This is a genomic window from Pseudomonas sp. ANT_H12B (genome assembly GCF_008369325.1).
Lineage (GTDB): Bacteria > Pseudomonadota > Gammaproteobacteria > Pseudomonadales > Pseudomonadaceae > Aquipseudomonas.
In genome coordinates this window covers 108,353-126,849 of sequence record NZ_VOBI01000007.1, presented here as the reverse complement: position 1 = coordinate 126,849, position 18,497 = coordinate 108,353, and the positions used below count along the sequence as shown (strand labels likewise).

14 protein-coding genes and 4 pseudogenes are annotated in these 18,497 nt (G+C 54.5%); 8 read left to right on the top strand and 10 right to left on the bottom strand.

The window, feature by feature from the left end:
* Window positions 1-451: 451 nt before the first annotated feature.
* Window positions 452-1,144 carry an SOS response-associated peptidase gene (locus FQ185_RS13095; RefSeq protein ID WP_149417763.1) on the bottom strand — a complete coding sequence of 231 codons (693 nt, stop codon included), beginning with the start codon at window positions 1,142-1,144 and terminating at the stop codon, window positions 452-454.
* A gap of 96 nt (window positions 1,145-1,240) precedes the next feature.
* Here FQ185_RS13095 and FQ185_RS30590 point away from each other — a divergent pair.
* From FQ185_RS30590 to FQ185_RS30580, 4 genes and pseudogenes are all read left to right on the top strand, one after another.
* A pseudogene (locus FQ185_RS30590) lies at window positions 1,241-1,336 on the top strand (peptidase S24); the annotation flags it as partial.
* A gap of 461 nt (window positions 1,337-1,797) precedes the next feature.
* Window positions 1,798-2,007, top strand: a complete 210-nt coding sequence (locus tag FQ185_RS13085; protein WP_069553013.1) for a hypothetical protein — start codon at window positions 1,798-1,800, stop codon at window positions 2,005-2,007.
* 484 nt (window positions 2,008-2,491) lie between these two features.
* Complete coding sequence (locus FQ185_RS30585; RefSeq protein WP_226926062.1) at window positions 2,492-2,815, top strand: hypothetical protein; 324 nt, start codon at window positions 2,492-2,494, stop codon at window positions 2,813-2,815.
* A gap of 25 nt (window positions 2,816-2,840) precedes the next feature.
* Window positions 2,841-3,128 carry a transporter gene (locus FQ185_RS30580; RefSeq protein WP_226926060.1) on the top strand — a complete coding sequence of 96 codons (288 nt, stop codon included), beginning with the start codon at window positions 2,841-2,843 and terminating at the stop codon, window positions 3,126-3,128.
* A 35-nt stretch (window positions 3,129-3,163) separates the two neighbouring features.
* Here FQ185_RS30580 and FQ185_RS30575 read toward each other — a convergent pair whose 3' ends face one another.
* On the bottom strand, window positions 3,164-3,292 hold the full coding sequence (locus FQ185_RS30575) for a hypothetical protein (protein WP_256666354.1): 129 nt from the start codon (window positions 3,290-3,292) through the stop codon (window positions 3,164-3,166).
* 222 nt (window positions 3,293-3,514) lie between these two features.
* A pseudogene (locus FQ185_RS13075) lies at window positions 3,515-4,071 on the bottom strand (IS5 family transposase); the annotation flags it as partial.
* A gap of 248 nt (window positions 4,072-4,319) precedes the next feature.
* Between FQ185_RS13075 and FQ185_RS13070 the strand changes: the two are divergent.
* The gene (locus FQ185_RS13070; protein ID WP_092230483.1) at window positions 4,320-4,652 is read left to right on the top strand and encodes a DUF2790 domain-containing protein; all 333 of its coding nucleotides are present in this window, start codon (window positions 4,320-4,322) and stop codon (window positions 4,650-4,652) included.
* A 264-nt stretch (window positions 4,653-4,916) separates the two neighbouring features.
* Window positions 4,917-5,048 (top strand): annotated as a pseudogene (locus FQ185_RS13065) (OprD family outer membrane porin); the annotation flags it as partial.
* Here FQ185_RS13065 and FQ185_RS13060 read toward each other — a convergent pair.
* From FQ185_RS13060 to FQ185_RS13045, 3 genes are all read right to left on the bottom strand, one after another.
* Window positions 5,047-6,027: a hypothetical protein gene (locus FQ185_RS13060; RefSeq protein ID WP_146427313.1), complete on the bottom strand. Its 981-nt coding sequence runs from the start codon at window positions 6,025-6,027 to the stop codon at window positions 5,047-5,049. The pseudogene FQ185_RS13065 and the gene FQ185_RS13060 sit on opposite strands and share 2 nt — an antisense overlap.
* A 445-nt stretch (window positions 6,028-6,472) precedes the next feature.
* Entirely contained in the window at window positions 6,473-7,396 is a 924-nt protein-coding gene (locus tag FQ185_RS13050; RefSeq protein WP_092230476.1) for an NAD(P)/FAD-dependent oxidoreductase, read from the bottom strand.
* An 839-nt stretch (window positions 7,397-8,235) separates the two neighbouring features.
* Window positions 8,236-8,625: a DUF305 domain-containing protein gene (locus FQ185_RS13045; protein WP_226926058.1), complete on the bottom strand. Its 390-nt coding sequence runs from the start codon at window positions 8,623-8,625 to the stop codon at window positions 8,236-8,238.
* 935 nt (window positions 8,626-9,560) lie between these two features.
* Here FQ185_RS13045 and FQ185_RS13035 point away from each other — a divergent pair.
* Both FQ185_RS13035 and FQ185_RS13030 read left to right on the top strand, forming a co-directional pair.
* Window positions 9,561-9,899, top strand: a complete 339-nt coding sequence (locus FQ185_RS13035) for a DUF2790 domain-containing protein (RefSeq protein ID WP_034114901.1) — start codon at window positions 9,561-9,563, stop codon at window positions 9,897-9,899.
* 215 nt (window positions 9,900-10,114) lie between these two features.
* Window positions 10,115-11,443: an OprD family porin gene (locus FQ185_RS13030; protein WP_034114902.1), complete on the top strand. Its 1,329-nt coding sequence runs from the start codon at window positions 10,115-10,117 to the stop codon at window positions 11,441-11,443.
* 595 nt (window positions 11,444-12,038) lie between these two features.
* On the opposite strand, the pseudogene FQ185_RS13025 reads toward FQ185_RS13030, so the two are convergent.
* From FQ185_RS13025 to FQ185_RS13010, 4 genes and pseudogenes are all read right to left on the bottom strand, one after another.
* Window positions 12,039-12,392 (bottom strand): annotated as a pseudogene (locus FQ185_RS13025) (ATP-binding protein); the annotation flags it as partial.
* A gap of 212 nt (window positions 12,393-12,604) precedes the next feature.
* Entirely contained in the window at window positions 12,605-15,763 is a 3,159-nt protein-coding gene (locus tag FQ185_RS13020) for an efflux RND transporter permease subunit (RefSeq protein ID WP_149414636.1), read from the bottom strand.
* Window positions 15,760-17,235, bottom strand: coding sequence for an efflux RND transporter periplasmic adaptor subunit (locus tag FQ185_RS13015; protein ID WP_034114904.1), 1,476 nt, complete (start codon window positions 17,233-17,235; stop codon window positions 15,760-15,762). The genes FQ185_RS13020 and FQ185_RS13015 overlap by 4 nt, the downstream gene beginning before the upstream one ends.
* The gene (locus tag FQ185_RS13010; RefSeq protein WP_034114905.1) at window positions 17,232-18,488 is read right to left on the bottom strand and encodes a TolC family protein; all 1,257 of its coding nucleotides are present in this window, start codon (window positions 18,486-18,488) and stop codon (window positions 17,232-17,234) included. Before FQ185_RS13010 ends, FQ185_RS13015 begins: the two co-directional genes overlap by 4 nt.
* Between the last annotated feature and the right edge of the window lie 9 nt (window positions 18,489-18,497).

Below are 18,497 nucleotides of genomic sequence, written 5' to 3'. Positions count from 1 at the left end.
CAAAGAAATATGCCGCGCTTAATGGCGCGGTAGCTGAGAGGGAGGAAGTGAATCTGTTTTTAAACTAGTTGTTTAAAGGAGGGTTCGTCAATGGGTTATCGCAATTAATTGAACTTTAGGCGGCGAGCACGTCGGGTACATGCCCTAGGGCTGTATGTGTATATGCTTCGCTATAACGACTTTGTCCTAGGTCTATGGGTGTATATGGCGAGCGGGGATTAGGGCTTTGGGTGTATATGGGTTATGGATTTTTCCTGCGGCTGTTTATTACACGATAAGTGGAAATTACGTACGTACTTAAGTAAGTAACTGTCCCGCCATTTTCTGCAAACATGGATGGAAGTAGTTGTTATTGCTGGGCGTGGCTCGTTGAAAGGACTTACACATTAAGGCTGTTAATTACACGAAAAGTGTAAAACATGTCGTAAACACTTCCACCGCATCAAGCTGATCAAAGCAGTGCTGGGTCGGCCGGTGCAATGAGTGCTGCACCCTGATTGCGGACATTGCCTACTGCGCGATCAACCTTGAACCACTCGAATGCCTCGGTCGGCTCTCCCTGAAGCAGCACTATCTGTTCGGCGCGCTCCTTGGGCGTGCCCGGGTCCAGCCATTCGCGAGCGAGTTCCGGTGATAACGTCACTGGCCGCCGGTCGTGTATGTCCACCATGCCGCCGGCGCTGTCGGCGGTGATGATAACGAAGCCATCATGCTCGCTGGGTTCATGATCGGCATTCGGATATTGGCCGATGGAGGCGCACAGGATTGGTACCTGGTCCTGGTAGCGGATAAGGTAAGGCTGTTTCTTCGGTCCGCCTTCATCTACCCACTCGAACCAGTTGTCGATAGCGAGAATCGCCCGGTGCGGCCAGATCGCGCGGAAGAAGGGACCATGTGCGACTTTCTCAACCCGGGCATTGATCGGTGCGGCGCGATCCTTGGCCCAATGCGGGCGCCAGCCCCAGCGAACCATGTCCGCGTGCAGCACATTGCCCTCCTGGTGGAAGAGGGCGAGCTGAGTTGTTGGAGCGGCGTTGTAGCGCTCGAAGAGCTGGTCGCCAGTGGAGTTCGCCAAAGCGTTCGGCATGCCCAGTGCCGCAACAAAGTCGTGAATGCCCCGATACTGTGAAAGCCTTCCGCACATAGATCACCCGAATATCAGATTTATCCTACAGAAATTGACCGCAAGCCATTCTCCAAGTTTACTGTATGTTTGTACAGTATCTGGAAATCGTGCGTCATGAGCTACTCAATTTTAGGTCCCATCATCGAGGGCGGCCAGAAGTTGCCGCTGTGTCTGTTTCAGGTGCCGGCTGGTTTTCCTTCGCCGGCCGCCGTTTTATAATGGGGAACATATGTCGACTATGAAAGCTCAAGGCTTGAGTGGTGGTTGTATGCAGCGCTCATATGTTTAGATGTGTAAATTTAAGTCAATAAATGTCTAGTCAACATATTTCGGTAGGTTTGCTCTGATCAGAAACTTGTCTATTGTTCAAACCTAAAACCGGCTTGCAGGACGCGACTTGGCTGATGATTTTCTAACGGTTGAGCTTGGTACAAAACTAGAGATTGGAAATTGCATGCTAATTGACCACCACATTTGCATTCGATTTGACCACCTTCAGCTGATTAGTTTTGATCTATAAGAAAACGTCATGGCAACACAATCCGCCCAGTTGTCGCCTAAGCTCTGCTACCAATACATACGCATTGAAGGGATTGCGCATAGGGGCTCATCATCAAATGGCCTGCTAGCCTTTACGCCTCTATAACGATGGCACATTACGGAAATTGGCAATGGCGATAGACCAAACGAAGAGGTTGATCAGCACTCGCAGCGAGGAAAACGCCAACCAGTTGCTGAGGGCAGGATGGACGCTGTTGTTGGTGGCTGATCGTAAAGAAGGAAAGCACCAGTGGCTGGTCTATCAGCTAGCGTGGCAGCGCGAAAGTGACCCCGTTGAGATCACCTTCACTGGTGTAGAGCCGGGGCCAGACCCGTTTTAAACTCACGGAGCGTCGTTGCTATCTGCGGCATTAATCTCTCGATTTATCGTTTAAAAAAATTATTTGCACGGCAGTTGACCACTACACCCCCCACTGCACCGGTATCTGCTCAGACGTTTCCGTCGTCCAGCACTTCAAGTGCTCAAGTCGAATGCAGCCTTGTTGATGCTGATAGTGCCTGCCGCTTGGCTGACTGTCACCTTGGTGATGGGGGGCAGGCGCTATTGGTGCTGGCGCGATAGGGGCGTGCAGATCATGAGGTGCTAGTCCTGTATGAGGACTGGAAACTGCAATGCCAGGCCGCCGGCATCATCCGGAAGCGGTTCAAGGAAGTGCGTGATGCTTTGGTCAATCGAGGATCGGCCAAGAGTATCCGATCGAAGTGCGGCCACACAGTGCTGGTGGCAGCTGTCAGTGCCAAACGAATGCTGATGCGCTACAACAATACATAGAACTCTGGGGTCCTCACAGGAAGCGAGCGAATGTGAATGAAATACAAACTCTGCGTCGTCAGGTTGGTTCGGTTCGCATCCGCTTCGCTCATCATAGTAGCCCCGGTGCAGTCGCAGAGGATCTCGAACCCAGGTCCTACGCCAATACGCCGGTCGGTATCAATTTCCTGCTCATGGGCTACAGCGATCTCAACGGCAGCGTGACGGCCCACCCCTCAATCCCGCTCCAAGATGCCAAGCTCAATATAAAGACTGTCGTGCTTGCTTTTGCCAAATCTCTGGACGTCTGGGGCCGCTCCGGGAAGTTCGATATCGTGGTGCCTGAGGCAAGATTGACGGGCTCTGCTCGCCGGTGAACCCAAGGATCGTAATGTTACAGGGTTGATCGATCCAAGATTCCGCTTCTCGGTCAACTTATATGGCGCCCCGGCGATGTCCCTGACGGAGTTCCCCAGCTATCAACAGGATGTGATAATCGGCGCCAGCCTGGCGATCACGGCGCCGCTCGGCCAATACGACGCTAGCAGGCTGGTAAATCTCGGCAACAATCGCTGGTCATTCAAGCCTGAACTTGGGTGTTTGCGCCGATGCCGAATTGACCCACGTGCCGAGATTTTACTGAGCCCCTCTGAATTCTTGCGAACCAATGCCAGTGCTGCATTTCGTTAGATTGGACTTGGGTCAGTCTTTAGTCGGCGCGTGGATCAATTCGGCATCGGCGCCAACACCATCTTGCTCTGGAACAGCGCCATGGGCATGGCGCGCAGTCTTTGGCAGAGACGCAGACGAACCTGGCCGTAAGCGAACGGGAGCGTGCCCTGCTGACGGAACATTTAACCCGAGCTAAAACCCAACTGACCGAGTTGACCACAGACAAGCAGCTCCTCCTGCAAGATAACGCGGTGCTCTCCAGTCAACTTTCGGAGTCAAAGGCCAAGTGAGAGATATGCCTAGATAAGGGGGGTCATTCGATTCGTCAATAACCTACTGTTATTTATTAATTTCTTATTTTTTACGGTCAAAAATAATTGGTGATGAGCTCCTCAGGAAGCCCGCCGTTGAACTCTTTCAAGATCGCTATTTGTCAACAGCCCTCGTCGGCTATGCATTAAACCGGACTCGGTATCGACGCCAATGTGCGCTTTCATCCCGAAGAAATACATATTCTCCTTCTTCATCTGATGCCTTTCCGGATCGCGCTTGCCGTCCTTGTTCTTGGTCGAGCTCGGGCTCGGGCTCGGGCATGACTGATCGTCGCATCGACCACGGTGCCTTGGCGCCGTATCAAGCCACGATCGTCCAGATAACCGTTGATGATCTGCAAAATCCTGCCCGCCAGTTCATGTTTTTCTAGCAGGCGGCGGAAGTTCAGGATCGTGGTTTCATCGGGAATTCGATCCAGATGTAGGCCGGAAAACTGGCGCAGGATCGTGGTCTCATACAGTGCCTCTTCCATCGCCGGATCGCTGGAGCCGAACCAGTTCGGCATCAGATGAACCCGCAGCATCGCCATCAACGGATACGCTGGATGACCGACTTCGCCCTTCGGATAATGCGGTTCGATCAAGGCAATCAAGCCCTTCTAGGTCACGACCTGATCCATTTCAATCAGGAAGCGCTCGCGGCGGGTCTGCTTACGTTTGCCGGCGTACTAGGCATCAGCGAAGGACATCTGTTTCATGGGGTAAAACCGTCATGTTCGTTATTTCACCAGAGCTGGAAGTCTTTTTCAGAGTTCTCTTAAGTATGCCATTAACGGAGCAAAGACCTTGCCTGACAGACATGTAATGTTAACGGCAGCTTTCTGACAGGTATCATTAGCTACTATCTAGTCACCAGTGAATTAGAGCTCGTAGAATCATGAAAACATTGAATGCAGTCATCGCTATTTCGATATTGGTAGTTTCATCCTTTGCCATGGCTGAAGGCGGAGGAGATCGTGTTTATGGTCGGATGATGCAAGAAAATCAACAGGCGATGGAGCAATACGCTCTCAAAAATAGTAAAGCCATACCTGAGATTGTTCATTATGAATATGGTATGAACCTGGATGTTCAGAAGGTAGTTAGTGTCACCCAAGCCAACAAATCCTGTGACGTTGCGCCTTCGCGCATGACCTATGAGGACTCTGCTGGCAAACTCAATACCTTGGAGTACATAGTTATGGGTACCAAATGCCAGCACGGAGGCTAGTCCAAAGGAGCCATGTCTGCGTCATATTATTTGGTTTGATTGTTTAATCGCGCTTACGGCTAGCTGACATAAAAGTAATTTTCAGGCCGCACTTGAGTTATCTTTTGTATGGAGTCATGTCTGCCGGCGCGTAGAAGAAACTCTCACGTGCCGGAGGGTTTTTATAACGATAAAATATTTCATAAAGAAACTCTGCCAAGCTATAGCCTGGAGTGTTACATGAATAATAAAAACTTTTATGGTCTTCCCCTCATTGCCCTTGGCATGAGTATGGGGCAGTTTGCAGTGGCCGTTGAGCAAAAACCAGAGGGGTTCATTGAAGGGAGCAACTTTAACATTCTCAACCGCAATCTCTACTTCAATCGCGACTTTCGCAACGGTCAGTCCAGTCGAACTATCTTTGCATATTGTGTTGAAAGTAGAGCTTTTCGTCGCCATACCGAGATGCCACGATCTTGGAATTTAGAACCAGCTGGCCTAAAAGTTTAGCCTGCTCGACCGTCTCGCCTTTATCCAAGGCGTAAACGTCGTACAGCACCTCTCCGACAGGGAAGTCAGTCAGCTTTATCCGAAAGTCATCCTGCATTGTCACCCCGTTGAAGCGAGCAACAGCTGCCGGCCGTGGCTTAAAAATAAGTTGATAAGGCGCCCTTGGCGCAGCCACTTTAGAGCCATCGATGTTAATGCCGGCCAGGTGCTCAACGGTCAAGTGACCAGGATCTGAATCTCTAGCCCCAAAACGTATGGCTGCCCATTCAAAGAAACCGGCTAGTAAGCGCGTCGCAAAAGAGGTTGCGGGTGGAATGATGTTGCTGAAAGTCTTTTCGAAGAAGTTGTATCCCTCTTGGCCGTCGATGGAGTTCATAACCTGTAGATTGACCGACGGGTGATTATCGTCAATGAAAAACTTCAAAGCTAAGGCCGGCACAGAGTGCGTATCCGTCGGCTTAGTCGCCACCGAAAGACGGCCGATCACGCAGTCGGCGCCACTTTGGAAGATGCCGGTATAGCGACTCGCCACTCCACGGTTTGCCACAAACCGGAAGCGCGCCTCTGCACCAAATGCATGCACCAATTTGCGCCGCCCTTGCTCCAGCTCATCGCCTTGCGCAGTCAGCGACTTAACCGTAAAACTCGGCATTGCCAAGGTTAAGGTATCGCCGATGCCTGGCGCAGTCAGCGCTGGGAGTTCAGAGCCGTAGAGGGAAGGCACAATCTTGTTTTTCCAGATGAAGTCCTCCTTTTGACACGCCGATTGAGGTCGCGCTACGGCATCCCCAGTGATTGATAATGGCTGAACGCTGGGGGGTTGGCAGCCCGTCGTCGTGAATGCAAAAAAGGCGGATAAGAGCGTACTTGCTTTGATCAACGGCATCGTCTGACTCCGAGTATTCCCTACCGATGTATGCACAATAACCACGATCTCCGTATAGCGCGGCAGATTGGGGTCTTCGGTTCTGCTTCATCGAGCAGCGCCGGTACCTCGGCCCCTCGATATAGCCGTATACGGTGCCATCGCGCCGCCAGCCACCTGACGCTTGATCTCGAGAAAGTCTGCTCCGGCACGGTAAGCGCTCGTAGCCGACCCGCGGCGAAGGCTGTGGCTGTGCTCATCTCCCGTAGCCTTGCCTCTCAGGCTCGTGTCGCCTGGGTGGTATTAACGCTATCCCCATGCAGCGCAGCATTACCGACTAAATCCCTACTGCTAATGAGCAGAAATAAAGGTCGCTGCTCAGTCCGAGCTGCCTCTCACCAGCACGTAATGTCGTGGGCTGCTATCAGTGTATGGCCGAAGCAGACCGTTCTTCGAGATTAACTTATCAGCGATAGTTGTCCTTGAGGGCGTTGTGTATCGCGGTCGCCGCAGTCGCCGCATGGGCGACTCCAACACTCATCTGATTGAGCGCGTTGACTACATCGCCCGCCGCGTACAACCCTAGGACTGACGTGCGCTGGTCGGTGTCCACCACCAACTCGCCATCGCTCTCAAAAGTTACGCCGAGGCTTTTGGCCAATTCGGTCCGTGCGTTGGAGCCAAGCATCGGGTATAGGGTGTCGAAACTGAGTTCGTCGCCGTTAGCCAAGCGTAGCGCCACACGATGCCCTTTGATCTTGCGGATTTGCTCGATCGGTTCCTCGATGAGACGGACGCCTGCCTGTGCAATTTTGAGACGTTCGTCGTTGTCTAGTTCTCTGCCGCCCGGTTGCACAATAAGTGTGAGCTGGCGGGTGTAGGTACGGAGAAATAGCGCATGCTTGAAACCTTCCTCGGCGGAGGCGAGAAGAGCAATGTCCTGGTCGATGACATCGTATCCGTCGCAAATCGGGCACCAACGCACATAGCCACCGAGAGTGGCCTCACGTAGATTGGGTATCTCAGGAGGCTTATCAATAACGCCGGTGGCAAGAATCACAGTTGACGCAACAACGCGGTCATCGTCGATGTCGGCGATGAAGTCGTCTCCTCGCTTTGATAGTGCTTTCACGGTGGCTCGTCGGACATAAACATTGTAGCGCTCTGCCTGATTGCGCAGCCGAGCCAACAACTCGGCGCCCGAAACACCTTGAGGAAAACCGGGATAGTTGTGCGTGATCGGGATCAGCTCCGCACGGCTCTGGCCGGCATCAACCAGGAGAACCTGTCGGCGATAGCGCGCCAAATAGATAGCCGCCGTCAGCCCGGCAGGGCCTGCACCGACGATAAGGCAATCCACCACATGATATTGAGCCTGCTTGCTTGTCATCCGGCTTTCCTTCTATTGCCGACGCTGCCGGAGCCAGAGTCATTTGGCAGTGAATTGAGGCGCCCAGTTCTAACTCCAAAAACTACTGTTTCAGGCGGTCAGACCACCGGCCAACTTGGTATCTATCATTCATTTACCGAGCTGAAACGCTGTCTAAGTCACTGCGTAGCGTTGTCCGAAACTGATAATTAACGGTGTTGGCCTCGGCAGACGCAAGCATCTCGCCGTCTCGCGCCACGACCACGAACGGGTCGCCGGACGACTGTAAAACCGTCGTTTCCGGCAACCGATTAGTCATTTTTGACCGCGTACGATCACTTTGGCGTAAGCGCAGCCTCGGTCCCTCTAAAGTTGGCCATTTTCGAGACGCCCAGCCAGCGTACTTGCGCGGCGCCCCGATCAGACCGTATCTGGCGGTACCAAAGCGCGGAGCGGTCATATCCAACACATTGCACGGGGTATAATCGCTCCGCCGACCACGCGGCTCATCCGCGCCACGAGCAGGACAATACCGGCCATCATGCAGTTATCGAAATTAGCTCGAACAGAACGCTTTGGCCCATGTTCTGGTCTCGCAATGTCTCTACTGCTCTCAAACGATTTTGCTTCTCAACGCGCAGTGACAGAGGAAGAAGATCATCTCGGACTCAAATAGTGCCTTTGCTTGCAGGTCTTTGGCCTATCTCGAATGGTTTTGGAAATCCATGGACCAAGCGCAGCATAGTTTTCGTCCAGTACCAGTTCACCGTGATATGCGCCGGCAGCGAATTACCGTCCAAACCGGCGCGGTTATTTCCTTCAAAGATACGGCGCACAGATCGACTTCGGCATCACCATAGTCATGGCTTTTTATTCGCTTTAATCCACTGATCGAATACGGCGATTTCCTTCTTCTGTGCGGCAATTATGTCCTTGGCCATACGGAGCATCTCTGGATTTTTTCCGTTCTGGAGTTCGGCTTGCGCCATCTCGACTGCCATTTGGTGGTGCATGCGCATGTTGGCCGCGAAGTCATAATCCACGTCACCAGTCATGGACATGCCGCCCATTTGTTTCATCATCTTCGAATGATCCTTCTGCTCGGAAGGCATCTGCATCGCTTCGCTTTTCGTGGGTTCTGCGGCATTAGTCCACGTCGGCGCTGCTGCCATTACCGCGACAGCCATCGCTACCACCCTCATCGACAAAGTGAACCGGCTAGAGCTGTTGTGCTTGATATGCTGTGACATTGTGAATCTCCTATTAGCGCCGAAGGGTTGGCACATGCATGCCATGGCCCCCGAACACGGAAATTGCTATTTCTGTACTGCATGGGGCTTGACTAACTCTGTTCGCCAGCCATTTTTCGGCAGATCTCTGCGCATTCACGGCAGGCCCTGACGCAATCTTCCATACCACCGACCTGTTCGCAGCTCTTCACGCAAGCATCACAGATCTCGGCGCAAACCCCACAAACGTGGTGGTGAAAGGTGGAACCACTCAACAAGAAATTGGCCGACGTCTGACAGATCTCGGCGCAGTTGATCATTAGGCGAAAATGTTCGGCCTCAAGGTGTTTACCCCCCGCCTCAAGGCAATGGGTCATCGCTGTATTCAGACAGGTTTTGTGGCAGTCGCTACACGCCTCAACGCAAGGCCGCAGGTATTGGTGAGTGTTTCTGTGAGAGGTAACCGGGGTGTCGCTCATAGCTATGTTCTCCATTGCATCCAAGGAAAGACAACACTAGCAGTGGTGCTGAGACCAGCGGCATTCGATAATTTCTATTAAAAACAACTGATCATTTCAGACTGATCGCGGATGAGTGATACTGCAGACAAGCACCAAGCGTAACGCGAGCAAGATGCTGTTAAATAGCATTCAAGTAAGTGCATACCCAAGGGCCAAGGGCTCATATTTCACCCTAGACCACGCTCGGCGGACAGTCGACTGAAATTAAAATTACATTTCTGTCAGCTCTTGGTTGGTTAACACTTCGTTGCGAATTGAGTTTAGTACCGAACGTCACCTAATAACGGTCGAAACACAAATTATAGGCGCGCTGTTAAGCATGCCATTAATTGAGTAAAGACCTTGCCTGACAGATATGTAATGTTAACGGCAGCTTTCTGACAGGTATCATTAGCTACTCTCTAACCATCAGTGAATTAGAGTTAGGAGAGGGTCATGAAATCATTGAAGGCAGTCATCGCTATTGCGGTATTGGCAGTTTCGTCCTTTGCCATAGCTGAGGGTGGAGGGGATCGCGTCTTTGGTCGGATGATGCAAGAAAATCAGCAGGCGATGGAGCAATATGCCATCAAAAATGGTAAGGCCATACCTGAGGTTGTTCATTACCAGTATGGTTTGAACCTTGATATCGCAAAAGTTATCAGTATGACCCCAACCACAGGATCTAGATACTGTGGGTTGGCCCCTTCGCGTATGACCTACGAAGACTCGAGTGGCAAGTTGAATACCCTCGAGTACCAAGTGCTGGTCAGTAATTGCCCTCATGGTGGCTGATCGCTTACGGTCCAAGTGCATTAGAGAAACTAAGGTTTATTTATGGAGCACCAAGTGGATAATTACATTCCGCTGACAAAAAAGTAATTTTTAGGTCATGCTAGCGTTATTTTAGATGTGAAACTATGCTGCTGCACGCAGGGTGTTCACCTGCATGCTTATAATCATAAATATTTCACATTAAAACTCTGCCAAGCAAAAGCCTGGGGTATTACATGAATAATAATAATAACTTTTATGGTCTTTCCCTCATTGCCCTTGGCATGAGTCTGGGGCAGGTTGCAGTGGCCGTTGAGCAAAAGCCAGAGGGGTTCATTGAGGGGAGCAGTTTTAACATTCTCAACCGAAATCTCTACTTCAATCGCGACTTTCGCAACGGTCAGTCCAGTCGAACGGGGAACGGTTACTCCGAAGAGTGGGCTCACGGAATTATCGGACGTTTTGAGTCAGGCTTCACACAGGGCACTGTGGGCTTCGGCATTGATGCATTCGCAATGCAGGGGATCAAGCTTGACTCGGGTGATGGCCGTTCTGGAGCCGGTGGCACAGTAGACATCATGCCCTACAACAGCAAGGGTCAGCCTGAGGATACCTATTCAAAAGTCGGTGGAGCAGCCAAGCTTCGCTTGCTAGATACGGTCGTCAAGGTTGGGGACGTATTTCCTTCCACGCCTGTTGTGGCGTATGGGGACTCACGACTGCTGCCTGAGAGCTTTCGTGGCGCCACGTTTGCCAACACCAGCATTGAAGGCCTGACCTTGCAGGGTGGTCGCCTGCATGCGATGAGCCAACCGAATTCAAGCAGCATGCGCGATGGTTTCGCTACGTTCTATGCAGGATCTGTAGACGCGCCTTGGATCGCCTACTTGGGTGGCGATTACACCGTTAACGAACATATCGGTGTGAGTCTCTATACCAGCCGCTTCAAAGATGTGTGGAACCAGTATTACGCTGGCACCACGTTAAGCTACCCACTTTCCGAGACTGTCGCGCTGATTGGTGGCCTGAACTACTACCGAGCAGTCGACGAGGGAAAAAAACTGCTGGGCAGCTTCGATAACAACATCTGGAGCGGTAAGACCGGTATCCAGTTTGGTGCCCACACGCTGACCGTTGGCTACCAGCGCAGCAATGGGGATGACGATTTTGATTACCTGCGCCAATCTGATTCTATTTTCCTGGATAACTCTATCCAATACAGCGACTTCAACTCCCCGAAAGAGCAATCCTTGCAGCTACGCTATGACTTGAATATGCAGTCCTTTGGCATTCCTGGCCTGAGCTTCATGACTCGTTACGCGAAGGGCTGGGATGCTGACTACTCGAATGCGAACAGCGTCTATATGCGCCGAGGAGCTGATGGCGCTCCACTGCAGGACCAGAAGCGTTGGGAGCGAGACATCGAGGCTAAGTACATCATTCAAGCCGGCTCCCTGAAAGACATGTCCTTCCGTGTGCGCCAAGCGACGACTCGGGCTACCGCCTTCGAATCAGATTTGGATGAGATTCGTCTGATTGTGGAGTACCCGCTGCAAATTCTCTAAATCGAGCATTAGCTACCTAGCTCACCAGGTACAACCCGTCTCTTTGTTACTCCTTTGGTTGGGAGGCGGCTTAGGCGCCCTTGTGGCGCCTTTTTTTATGGTGCGCCAGGCATGGCGCGTTGCGCGCAAGCGCAACCAGTTTGGCTGTGGTGGCCACACTGGTGACTTGGAGGTGAAAGTCCTCTACACACCCGGCAAGGGGAAGTGTTAGCCAGAGGCAAGGGTGTCGCGGGTGACCGCGAATCTGAAGGAAGCCCGAGGCAAAATGCTGGCCTGACGAACAGGAAGCGGATTAGGCGGCACAGCGGGGTAAGGTAGCCATAATTGCCCAAGCCCAATACTTGCACGGAGCGCTGTGACGTAAATCCGACAGGCATAAGCAGGAAGGTCGCGCGAATTACCCTGGGAGATCTGTTTAGCCTGCCATGTGCTACCGGCATCGCGAGATGACGGGATGGGCGACAGAAGTCAACAGAGGCCGTAGTAGCTGCTCGAAACCGGAGCAATGAAGGGCTGAACCTGCCATGAGTGGATAGTCGGGTGTGATCTCTGCAGAGCGTAAAGCAGAAACTCCGCGTAGCGGGGGTCGAGACCATCAGGAGGTAGGAGCCGGAAGCTCCGAGGGCCGGTCTGGGCGCTTAGATACCGCAGGCGACACATCAACGGAACCAAACTCGCTGACGCTGTTTGTCAGTAGGCAGGAAGCGTTGTGCACCAGCCGATCCAAAATGGCATCGGCCAAGGTCGGATCGACGATAAGCTCATGCCATTTGTCCACCGGCATAGAGCGGTCATCCAGCAACTCCAGCATGTCGCGCCGTTGCTCGGCGGTAAGCGGCACAAGCCCCCAGTCGAGGATCAGCAGATCGGTCTTGGCGTAGCTGTCCATCAGTTTCGCGAAGAGGTCTTCCAGCAGGTGTGGCAGGCGCAGGTAGCGCACTCTGTAGCCGTTGTACCCACGCCCTTGGAGTCGCCATGATCAGGTTCAGCCCAACGCACTGCCACCAGCGTCGATCTCTATCAGCCGTGTTTTGACGCAGTTCCGATAGAGTTCGATCACCGATTGATTATAAAGGTCGCCCCCTGCCAGACCAAAAAATCAGACTGCTGGATGACGTTGCACAAACAATCATGGGGCGTGCAGTGGCGGACACAATCACTTCATGGCCTGCTTCCTTCCGAGGGTATGGATTCAACCGCGAGGCGTCGTCGGCGCATCAATCGGTAAGCTGCCGGGATGACAAATAGGGACAGTAAGGGCGCGGTAACCATACCACCGACCATGGGCGCAGCGATGCGGCTCATTATTTCGCTACCGGAACCGCTGCCCAATAGGATCGGTAATAGGCCAGCAATGATGACCGCCACCGTCATGGCCTTGGGTCGAACCCGCTGCACGGCTCCTTCGCTAATTGCTGCTATTAGCCCTCGCTCGGTACTGTCGCCGGCCTCTACACGTTCGGCCCAGGCGTTTTTCAAGTAGAGCAGCATGATCACGCCGAATTCGGCAGACACACCCGCCAGAGCAATGAATCCGACGCCGGTAGCCACCGACAGGCTAAAGCCGAGTAGGTAGAGGAACCATGCCCCACCAGTAAGGGCGAACGGCAAGGTGGCCATGATCAGCAAAGCCTCGTCGAATCGGGAAAACGTCAGGTACAGCAGCACGAAAATGATCATCAGCGTGGCCGGCACTACCAGCTTGAGCCGTGCGTTGGCTCGTTCAAGAAACTCGAACTGCCCCGAGTAACTCAGGCTCATGCCTGGCTGCAGCTTGACCTGCTCATTGACAACACGACGCAGATCGGCAACCACTGAGGCAATGTCCCGGCCACGTACGTCGATATACACCCACCCGGAAGGTCGGGCGTTCTCGCTCTTGAGCATCGGCGGGCCTTCACTGACCTTGACCTTCGCCACCGTGCCAAGGGTGATCTGGCTCCCTAGCGGAGTGTAGATCGGCAGTTGCTCTAGGGCGCCAAGCGAATCACGCCACTCTCGGGGATAGCGCACATTGATCGGAAAACGGGCGAGCCCTTCAATGGTCTCGCCAACATTCTCACCACCAATAGCACCGGCGACGATCGACTGCACATCAGCGATATTCAACCCGTAGCGGGCAGCGGCTTTGCGGTCGATATCCACATCGATGTAGCGGCCGCCCGTCAATCGTTCAGCCAGAGCCGAACTGACCCCGGGCACGTTTTTGGCTACGCGCTCGACCGCCTGAGTCGCCGCGTCGATTTCCGTCAAGTTTGTGCCGGCAATTTTCACTCCAATCGGACTCTTGATCCCAGTGGCGAGCATGTCCATGCGGTTGCGGATCGGTGGTATCCAAATATTAGTCAGCCCAGGGACGCGCACCACTCGATCCAACTCTTCCACCAATTTTTCCTGGGTCATACCAGGACGCCACTGTTCGCGTGGTTTGAACTGGATAGTGGTCTCGAACATCTCCAGCGGCGCCGGGTCGGTAGCGGTTTCGGCACGACCAGCCTTACCAAAAACGTGTTCGACTTCGGGTACCGTCTTGATCAAGCGGTCGGTCTGTTGCAGCAGCTGCGCCGCTTTCTGTGCCGACAACCCCGGCAGAGCCGAAGGCATATAGAGCAAATCGCCCTCGTCCATTGCAGGAAGGAACTCGCCACCCAAACGAGAGATCGGCCACAACGCGCTGAGGAAAACCATTAACGCGATTAATAGGGTGACTTTGGGTCGATGTAACACCGCATCAAGGGCCGGCTGATAGATCCTGATCAACCAGCGGTTTAGCGGGTTCTGGTCCTCTTTGGGGATCCGACCACGAATCCAGTAACCCATCAGTACCGGCACCAGGGTTACCGAGAGTCCGGCCGCCGCCGCCATGGCATAGGTCTTGGTGAAGGCCAATGGACCAAACAGACGACCCTCTTGAGCCTCCAGGGTGAACACCGGGATGAACGATAGGGTGATGATCAGCAGGCAGAAAAACAGCGCCGGCCCCACCTCCGCCGCCGCTTCGGTTATCACATGCCAGTGACGTTCGCCCTTCAACTCCTCCCCAGGATGGGCCACATGCCAAGCCTCGATCTTCTTGTGAGCGTTCTCGATCATTACCACGGCGGCGTCGACCATGGCGCCGATGGCAATAGCAATCCCGCCAAGGGACATGATGTTGGCGTTGATTCCTTGATGCCGCATGACGATGAAGGCAATGAGCACCCCCACCGGCAAAGAGATAATGGCCACTAGGGATGAACGTAGGTGCCAGAGAAATATCCCACAGACCAACGCGACGACGATGAACTCCTCAAGCAGTTTGTAGCTGAGGTTTTCCACTGCGCGGTCGATCAGTTTGCTGCGGTCGTAGGTGGTGACGATTTCCACCCCGGTCGGCAGACTGCTTTTCAGGTCGTCCAGTTTGGCCTTGACCGCCGCAATGGTTTCGCGAGCGTTCTTGCCGCTGCGCAGAATCACCACGCCGCCGACGGTTTCGCCTTCGCCGTCGAGTTCAGTGATGCCGCGGCGCATCTCCGGCCCCAGCTGGATCGTCGCCACGTCGCCTAGGGACACTGGCACCCCGCCAGCACCGAGCTTGAGCGGAATGGCACGAAAGTCATTCAGCGTCTTCAGGTATCCGGAGGCGCGCACCATGAACTCGGTCTCCGCCATCTCCAGCAACGCACCACCGGTTTCCTGATTGGCCTTGCCAATAGCGTCGGTTACCTCAGCCTGAGTGATACCGAGGCTGGCCAGCTTGAGTGGATCGAGTTGGACCTGATACTGCTTGACCATGCCACCCACGGTGGCCACCTCCGCAACGTTGGGCAGGGTCTTGAGTTCGAACTTGAGGAACCAGTCCTGCAAGGCGCGCAGTTGCGCCAGGTCGTGTCCGCCACTGCGGTCCACTAGTGCGTACTGATAGATCCAGCCCACGCCTGTGGCGTCTGGCCCCAAGGACGGTTTGGCGGAAGTCGGCAGTCGGCTTTGGACCTGACTCAAGTATTCCAGCACCCGGGAGCGGGCCCAATACAAATCGGTACCGTCTTCGAACAGCACGTAAACGAAGCTGTCGCCGAAAAAGGAATAGCCGCGTACGGTCTTGGCCCCTGGCACCGAGAGCATGGTGGTGGCCAACGGGTAGGTCACCTGGTTCTCAACGATCTGCGGCGCTTGTCCCGCATAAGGGGTGCGGATGATTACCTGAGCATCGGAGAGATCCGGAAGTGCATCGATCGGCGTGCTCTGAACCGACCAGACGCCCCAGACCGTGACGAAGATCGTCGCCAGCAGCACTAGAAATCGGTTGGCCACTGACCAGCGAATCAGGGCGGCGATCATGGCTGACCCCTTAGTTTTTCCAGGCGTTCAATGCGTAAACCATCATCGGTTTGGCTAACCGATACCCTAACCTTGTCTCCCGTCTTGAGACCTTGAACGAGAGCAGGGTCAGTCAATGGGAAGGTCATGGTCATACCAGGCATGCCCAGCGTCTTGAACGGACCAAGGGCGATTGTTACGTCTTGGTTATTGATCTCGACGATCTGCCCATCCGCCTCATGAAAGCTGGAGGCTGCTGCGCTGGGTGGTGACATTTCCAGCGTGCTCGCAACAATGCCCTTGAGACTGGCCTCAGAGTCGAGCAGGAACTGTCCAGAGCTGACTACCTGCTGACCTTCTTCCAACCCCTTCAATACCACCGTTTTGCCTTCGTTTTCCTGCCCGAGTTGCACTTCTAGGGGGCGGTAGCGACCCGCGTCTTCGGCGAGCATCACCAGGACGCGTCGGCCGGTGCGAATGATTGCCTCGCTCGGCACCCACAGCACGCTTTGTTCGGTAGAGCGTTTTAGGTGCACCTGGGCCGTCATGCCCGGCCTGAGTCGCCCATCAGGGTTGGGCAGTTCGACCCGGACACGCACAGTTCGGCTGTCGGGGTTGGTTTCGGGCAGAATCGCACTGACTGTGCCCTTGAGCACTGTTCCCGGAAAGGCTGGCAAACGTGCTTCTACCGCTTGCCCCATGATGATCGATCCAGTCTCCGACTCTGGTACGGCCACTGCCAGCCAGACGCTGCTCAATCCATTGACTCGAGCCAGAGTCTCGCCGGCCGCCACGGTCATACCCGAGCGTACATCCAACTCTTGCAGTACACCGCTAATGGGGCTGGTGAGCGTCAGGACCGGCTGGGTCTTGCCGCTTCGCTCCACTTGAGCAATCAGCGGTGCTGGCATCCCGGTCAAGCGCAAGCGCTGGCGTGCTGCCGCCAGCAAGTCGGCATCGCCACTGCGTTTGAGTGCGAGAAACTCTTCCTGAGCAGCGGCCCATTCCGGTACCAGGATATCGGCCAAAGCCGCATGGGCTTTGAGCACATCGCCTGGAGCACGGGCGTACACTCGCTCCACAAAGCCAGCAGTACGCGATTGAATCACTGCAACATCCCGCTCGTTGAATGCCAACACACCGACCACGTCCAAGTTGGAAGTAAGCACGCCGCGAGTGACTGTGGCCACTCGCAAACCGAGATTCTGGGTCAGGCTGGGGTCGATACTGATGGCCGCACTGTCCGCTGCAGCATCCGCGTAGCGGGGCTTCAACTCCATATCCATAAAGGGAGACTTGCCTGGTTTATCGAACTTCTGCTGCGGGGACATCGGGTCGTACCAATACAGTACTTTGCGTTCGTCTTGGGCTTTAGGGGCCTGTTCGGCTGCGCTATCAGGCATGCGCTGTTGAGCGAACCAGTAACCGCCGGCAGCGCCCAAGGTAATCGAGAGACCTGCCAGCAAAGCCCCTTTCCAGATTCGAGTACTCATTGATTGGTGTCCCCATAGGCGAAATACAGGCGAGCACTGGTGAGGGCTCGCTGTTCTTCGAAGTCGATCTGTTTGAGGCGGGCCTCGATGAGTTCACGTCGGGCAGTGATGACAGGTGCCAGGTCGCTTTTACCGGCCCGGTAGCTGGCCATGGTCATCCCGACTTTTTCCTTGGCCAGGGGTAACAGACTGTCCTGGCTGCGGTACACGGCACGGTTCAGACGCTCGTATTCGGCCAGATCGTCCTCCAGTTGCTGGGTGTGTTCACGTACGAGAGCTTCGCGCTCGGCCTCCAACTGATTCAGTTCAGCGTGTTTGGCGGCGATCTTCGGGTTCTGTCGGGACTCGGGGAACAGTGGCAAGTCGAACGTGAACTGCACGCTGACCATGTCGCCGAACTGACGGTTGCGGCGCTGGTAATCAAGCTCCCAACTCCAGTCGGACTGCTTTTCGGACTCTGCTTCACGGACCTTGGCCTGCGCTTCGCGAGTCATTGGCGCGTATGCCGCCAATGCGGGGTGATATTGCAGCTTATGGGAATAACCTGAGGTATCGATGGGCCACTCGGGCAAGCTGCCGACGGGCTGGTCATTGGCCGCTGGGCCAATCCAGCGTTTGAGGGCCGCTCGGGCTTGCGCACGCAGGCGAATTAACTCGTCCTGTTGTTCCGCCAACTGAGCCGCCTCCTGTTTCGGCGTTACTGCATCGGCAGGTTGGGCACGACCACCGGCGATCTGCGCCCGGACGGTATCGGCCAACAGACGGTTCTCCCGGTAAAAATCCTGAAACAGCACCTCTTTACGCTCGACGGAGTAGCTGCTGATCCAGGCCAATGCCGTGGCCTGACGAACGTTCAGCCGCTCGACACGGCCTTCGGCCGCGGCTCGATCTACGGCCGCCTCGGCAACTTCGATACGCGCCCTACGCTTGTCACGATTGGGCACCTCCTGCATGACGCCGACCATCTGCATGGTCATACCGTCCTGCTCGAGGCGCCAGCGGTCAGGGCCACCGATGGGATAGTCTTGTATGCCCAGCAGGAGCTTCGGGTCGGGTAGTTCTCCAGCTGGAATGGCGGCGCTGCTGGCCGCTTGCAGTTTGGCCGCTTGGGCGGTCAGCGATGGTGCATTGTTTTCAGCCAACCGTAAGGCTTCGTCGAGTGTCAGGGGTGCAGCAAGGCTTGGCAATGCCAGCACGCTTGCCGCCAGGGCAGCCACGAGGGGCCAACCGGTGCAGTAGCACTTGGGATTCATGTTCACGAT

What these genes read in the sequence shown, in the direction of transcription:
- FQ185_RS13095 (WP_149417763.1), bottom strand. Translation starts at nt 1,144, where the DNA reads ATGTGCGGAAGGCTTTCACAGTATCGGGGCATTCACGACTTTGTTGCG.
- FQ185_RS13085 (WP_069553013.1), top strand. Translation starts at nt 1,798, where the DNA reads ATGGCGATAGACCAAACGAAGAGGTTGATCAGCACTCGCAGCGAGGAA.
- FQ185_RS30575 (WP_256666354.1), bottom strand. Translation starts at nt 3,292, where the DNA reads ATGTTCCGTCAGCAGGGCACGCTCCCGTTCGCTTACGGCCAGGTTCGT.
- FQ185_RS13070 (WP_092230483.1), top strand. Translation starts at nt 4,320, where the DNA reads ATGAAAACATTGAATGCAGTCATCGCTATTTCGATATTGGTAGTTTCA.
- FQ185_RS13060 (WP_146427313.1), bottom strand. Translation starts at nt 6,027, where the DNA reads ATGCCGTTGATCAAAGCAAGTACGCTCTTATCCGCCTTTTTTGCATTC.
- FQ185_RS13050 (WP_092230476.1), bottom strand. Translation starts at nt 7,396, where the DNA reads ATGACAAGCAAGCAGGCTCAATATCATGTGGTGGATTGCCTTATCGTC.
- FQ185_RS13045 (WP_226926058.1), bottom strand. Translation starts at nt 8,625, where the DNA reads ATGTCACAGCATATCAAGCACAACAGCTCTAGCCGGTTCACTTTGTCG.
- FQ185_RS13035 (WP_034114901.1), top strand. Translation starts at nt 9,561, where the DNA reads ATGAAATCATTGAAGGCAGTCATCGCTATTGCGGTATTGGCAGTTTCG.
- FQ185_RS13030 (WP_034114902.1), top strand. Translation starts at nt 10,115, where the DNA reads ATGAATAATAATAATAACTTTTATGGTCTTTCCCTCATTGCCCTTGGC.
- FQ185_RS13020 (WP_149414636.1), bottom strand. Translation starts at nt 15,763, where the DNA reads ATGATCGCCGCCCTGATTCGCTGGTCAGTGGCCAACCGATTTCTAGTG.
- FQ185_RS13015 (WP_034114904.1), bottom strand. Translation starts at nt 17,235, where the DNA reads ATGAGTACTCGAATCTGGAAAGGGGCTTTGCTGGCAGGTCTCTCGATT.
- FQ185_RS13010 (WP_034114905.1), bottom strand. Translation starts at nt 18,488, where the DNA reads ATGAATCCCAAGTGCTACTGCACCGGTTGGCCCCTCGTGGCTGCCCTG.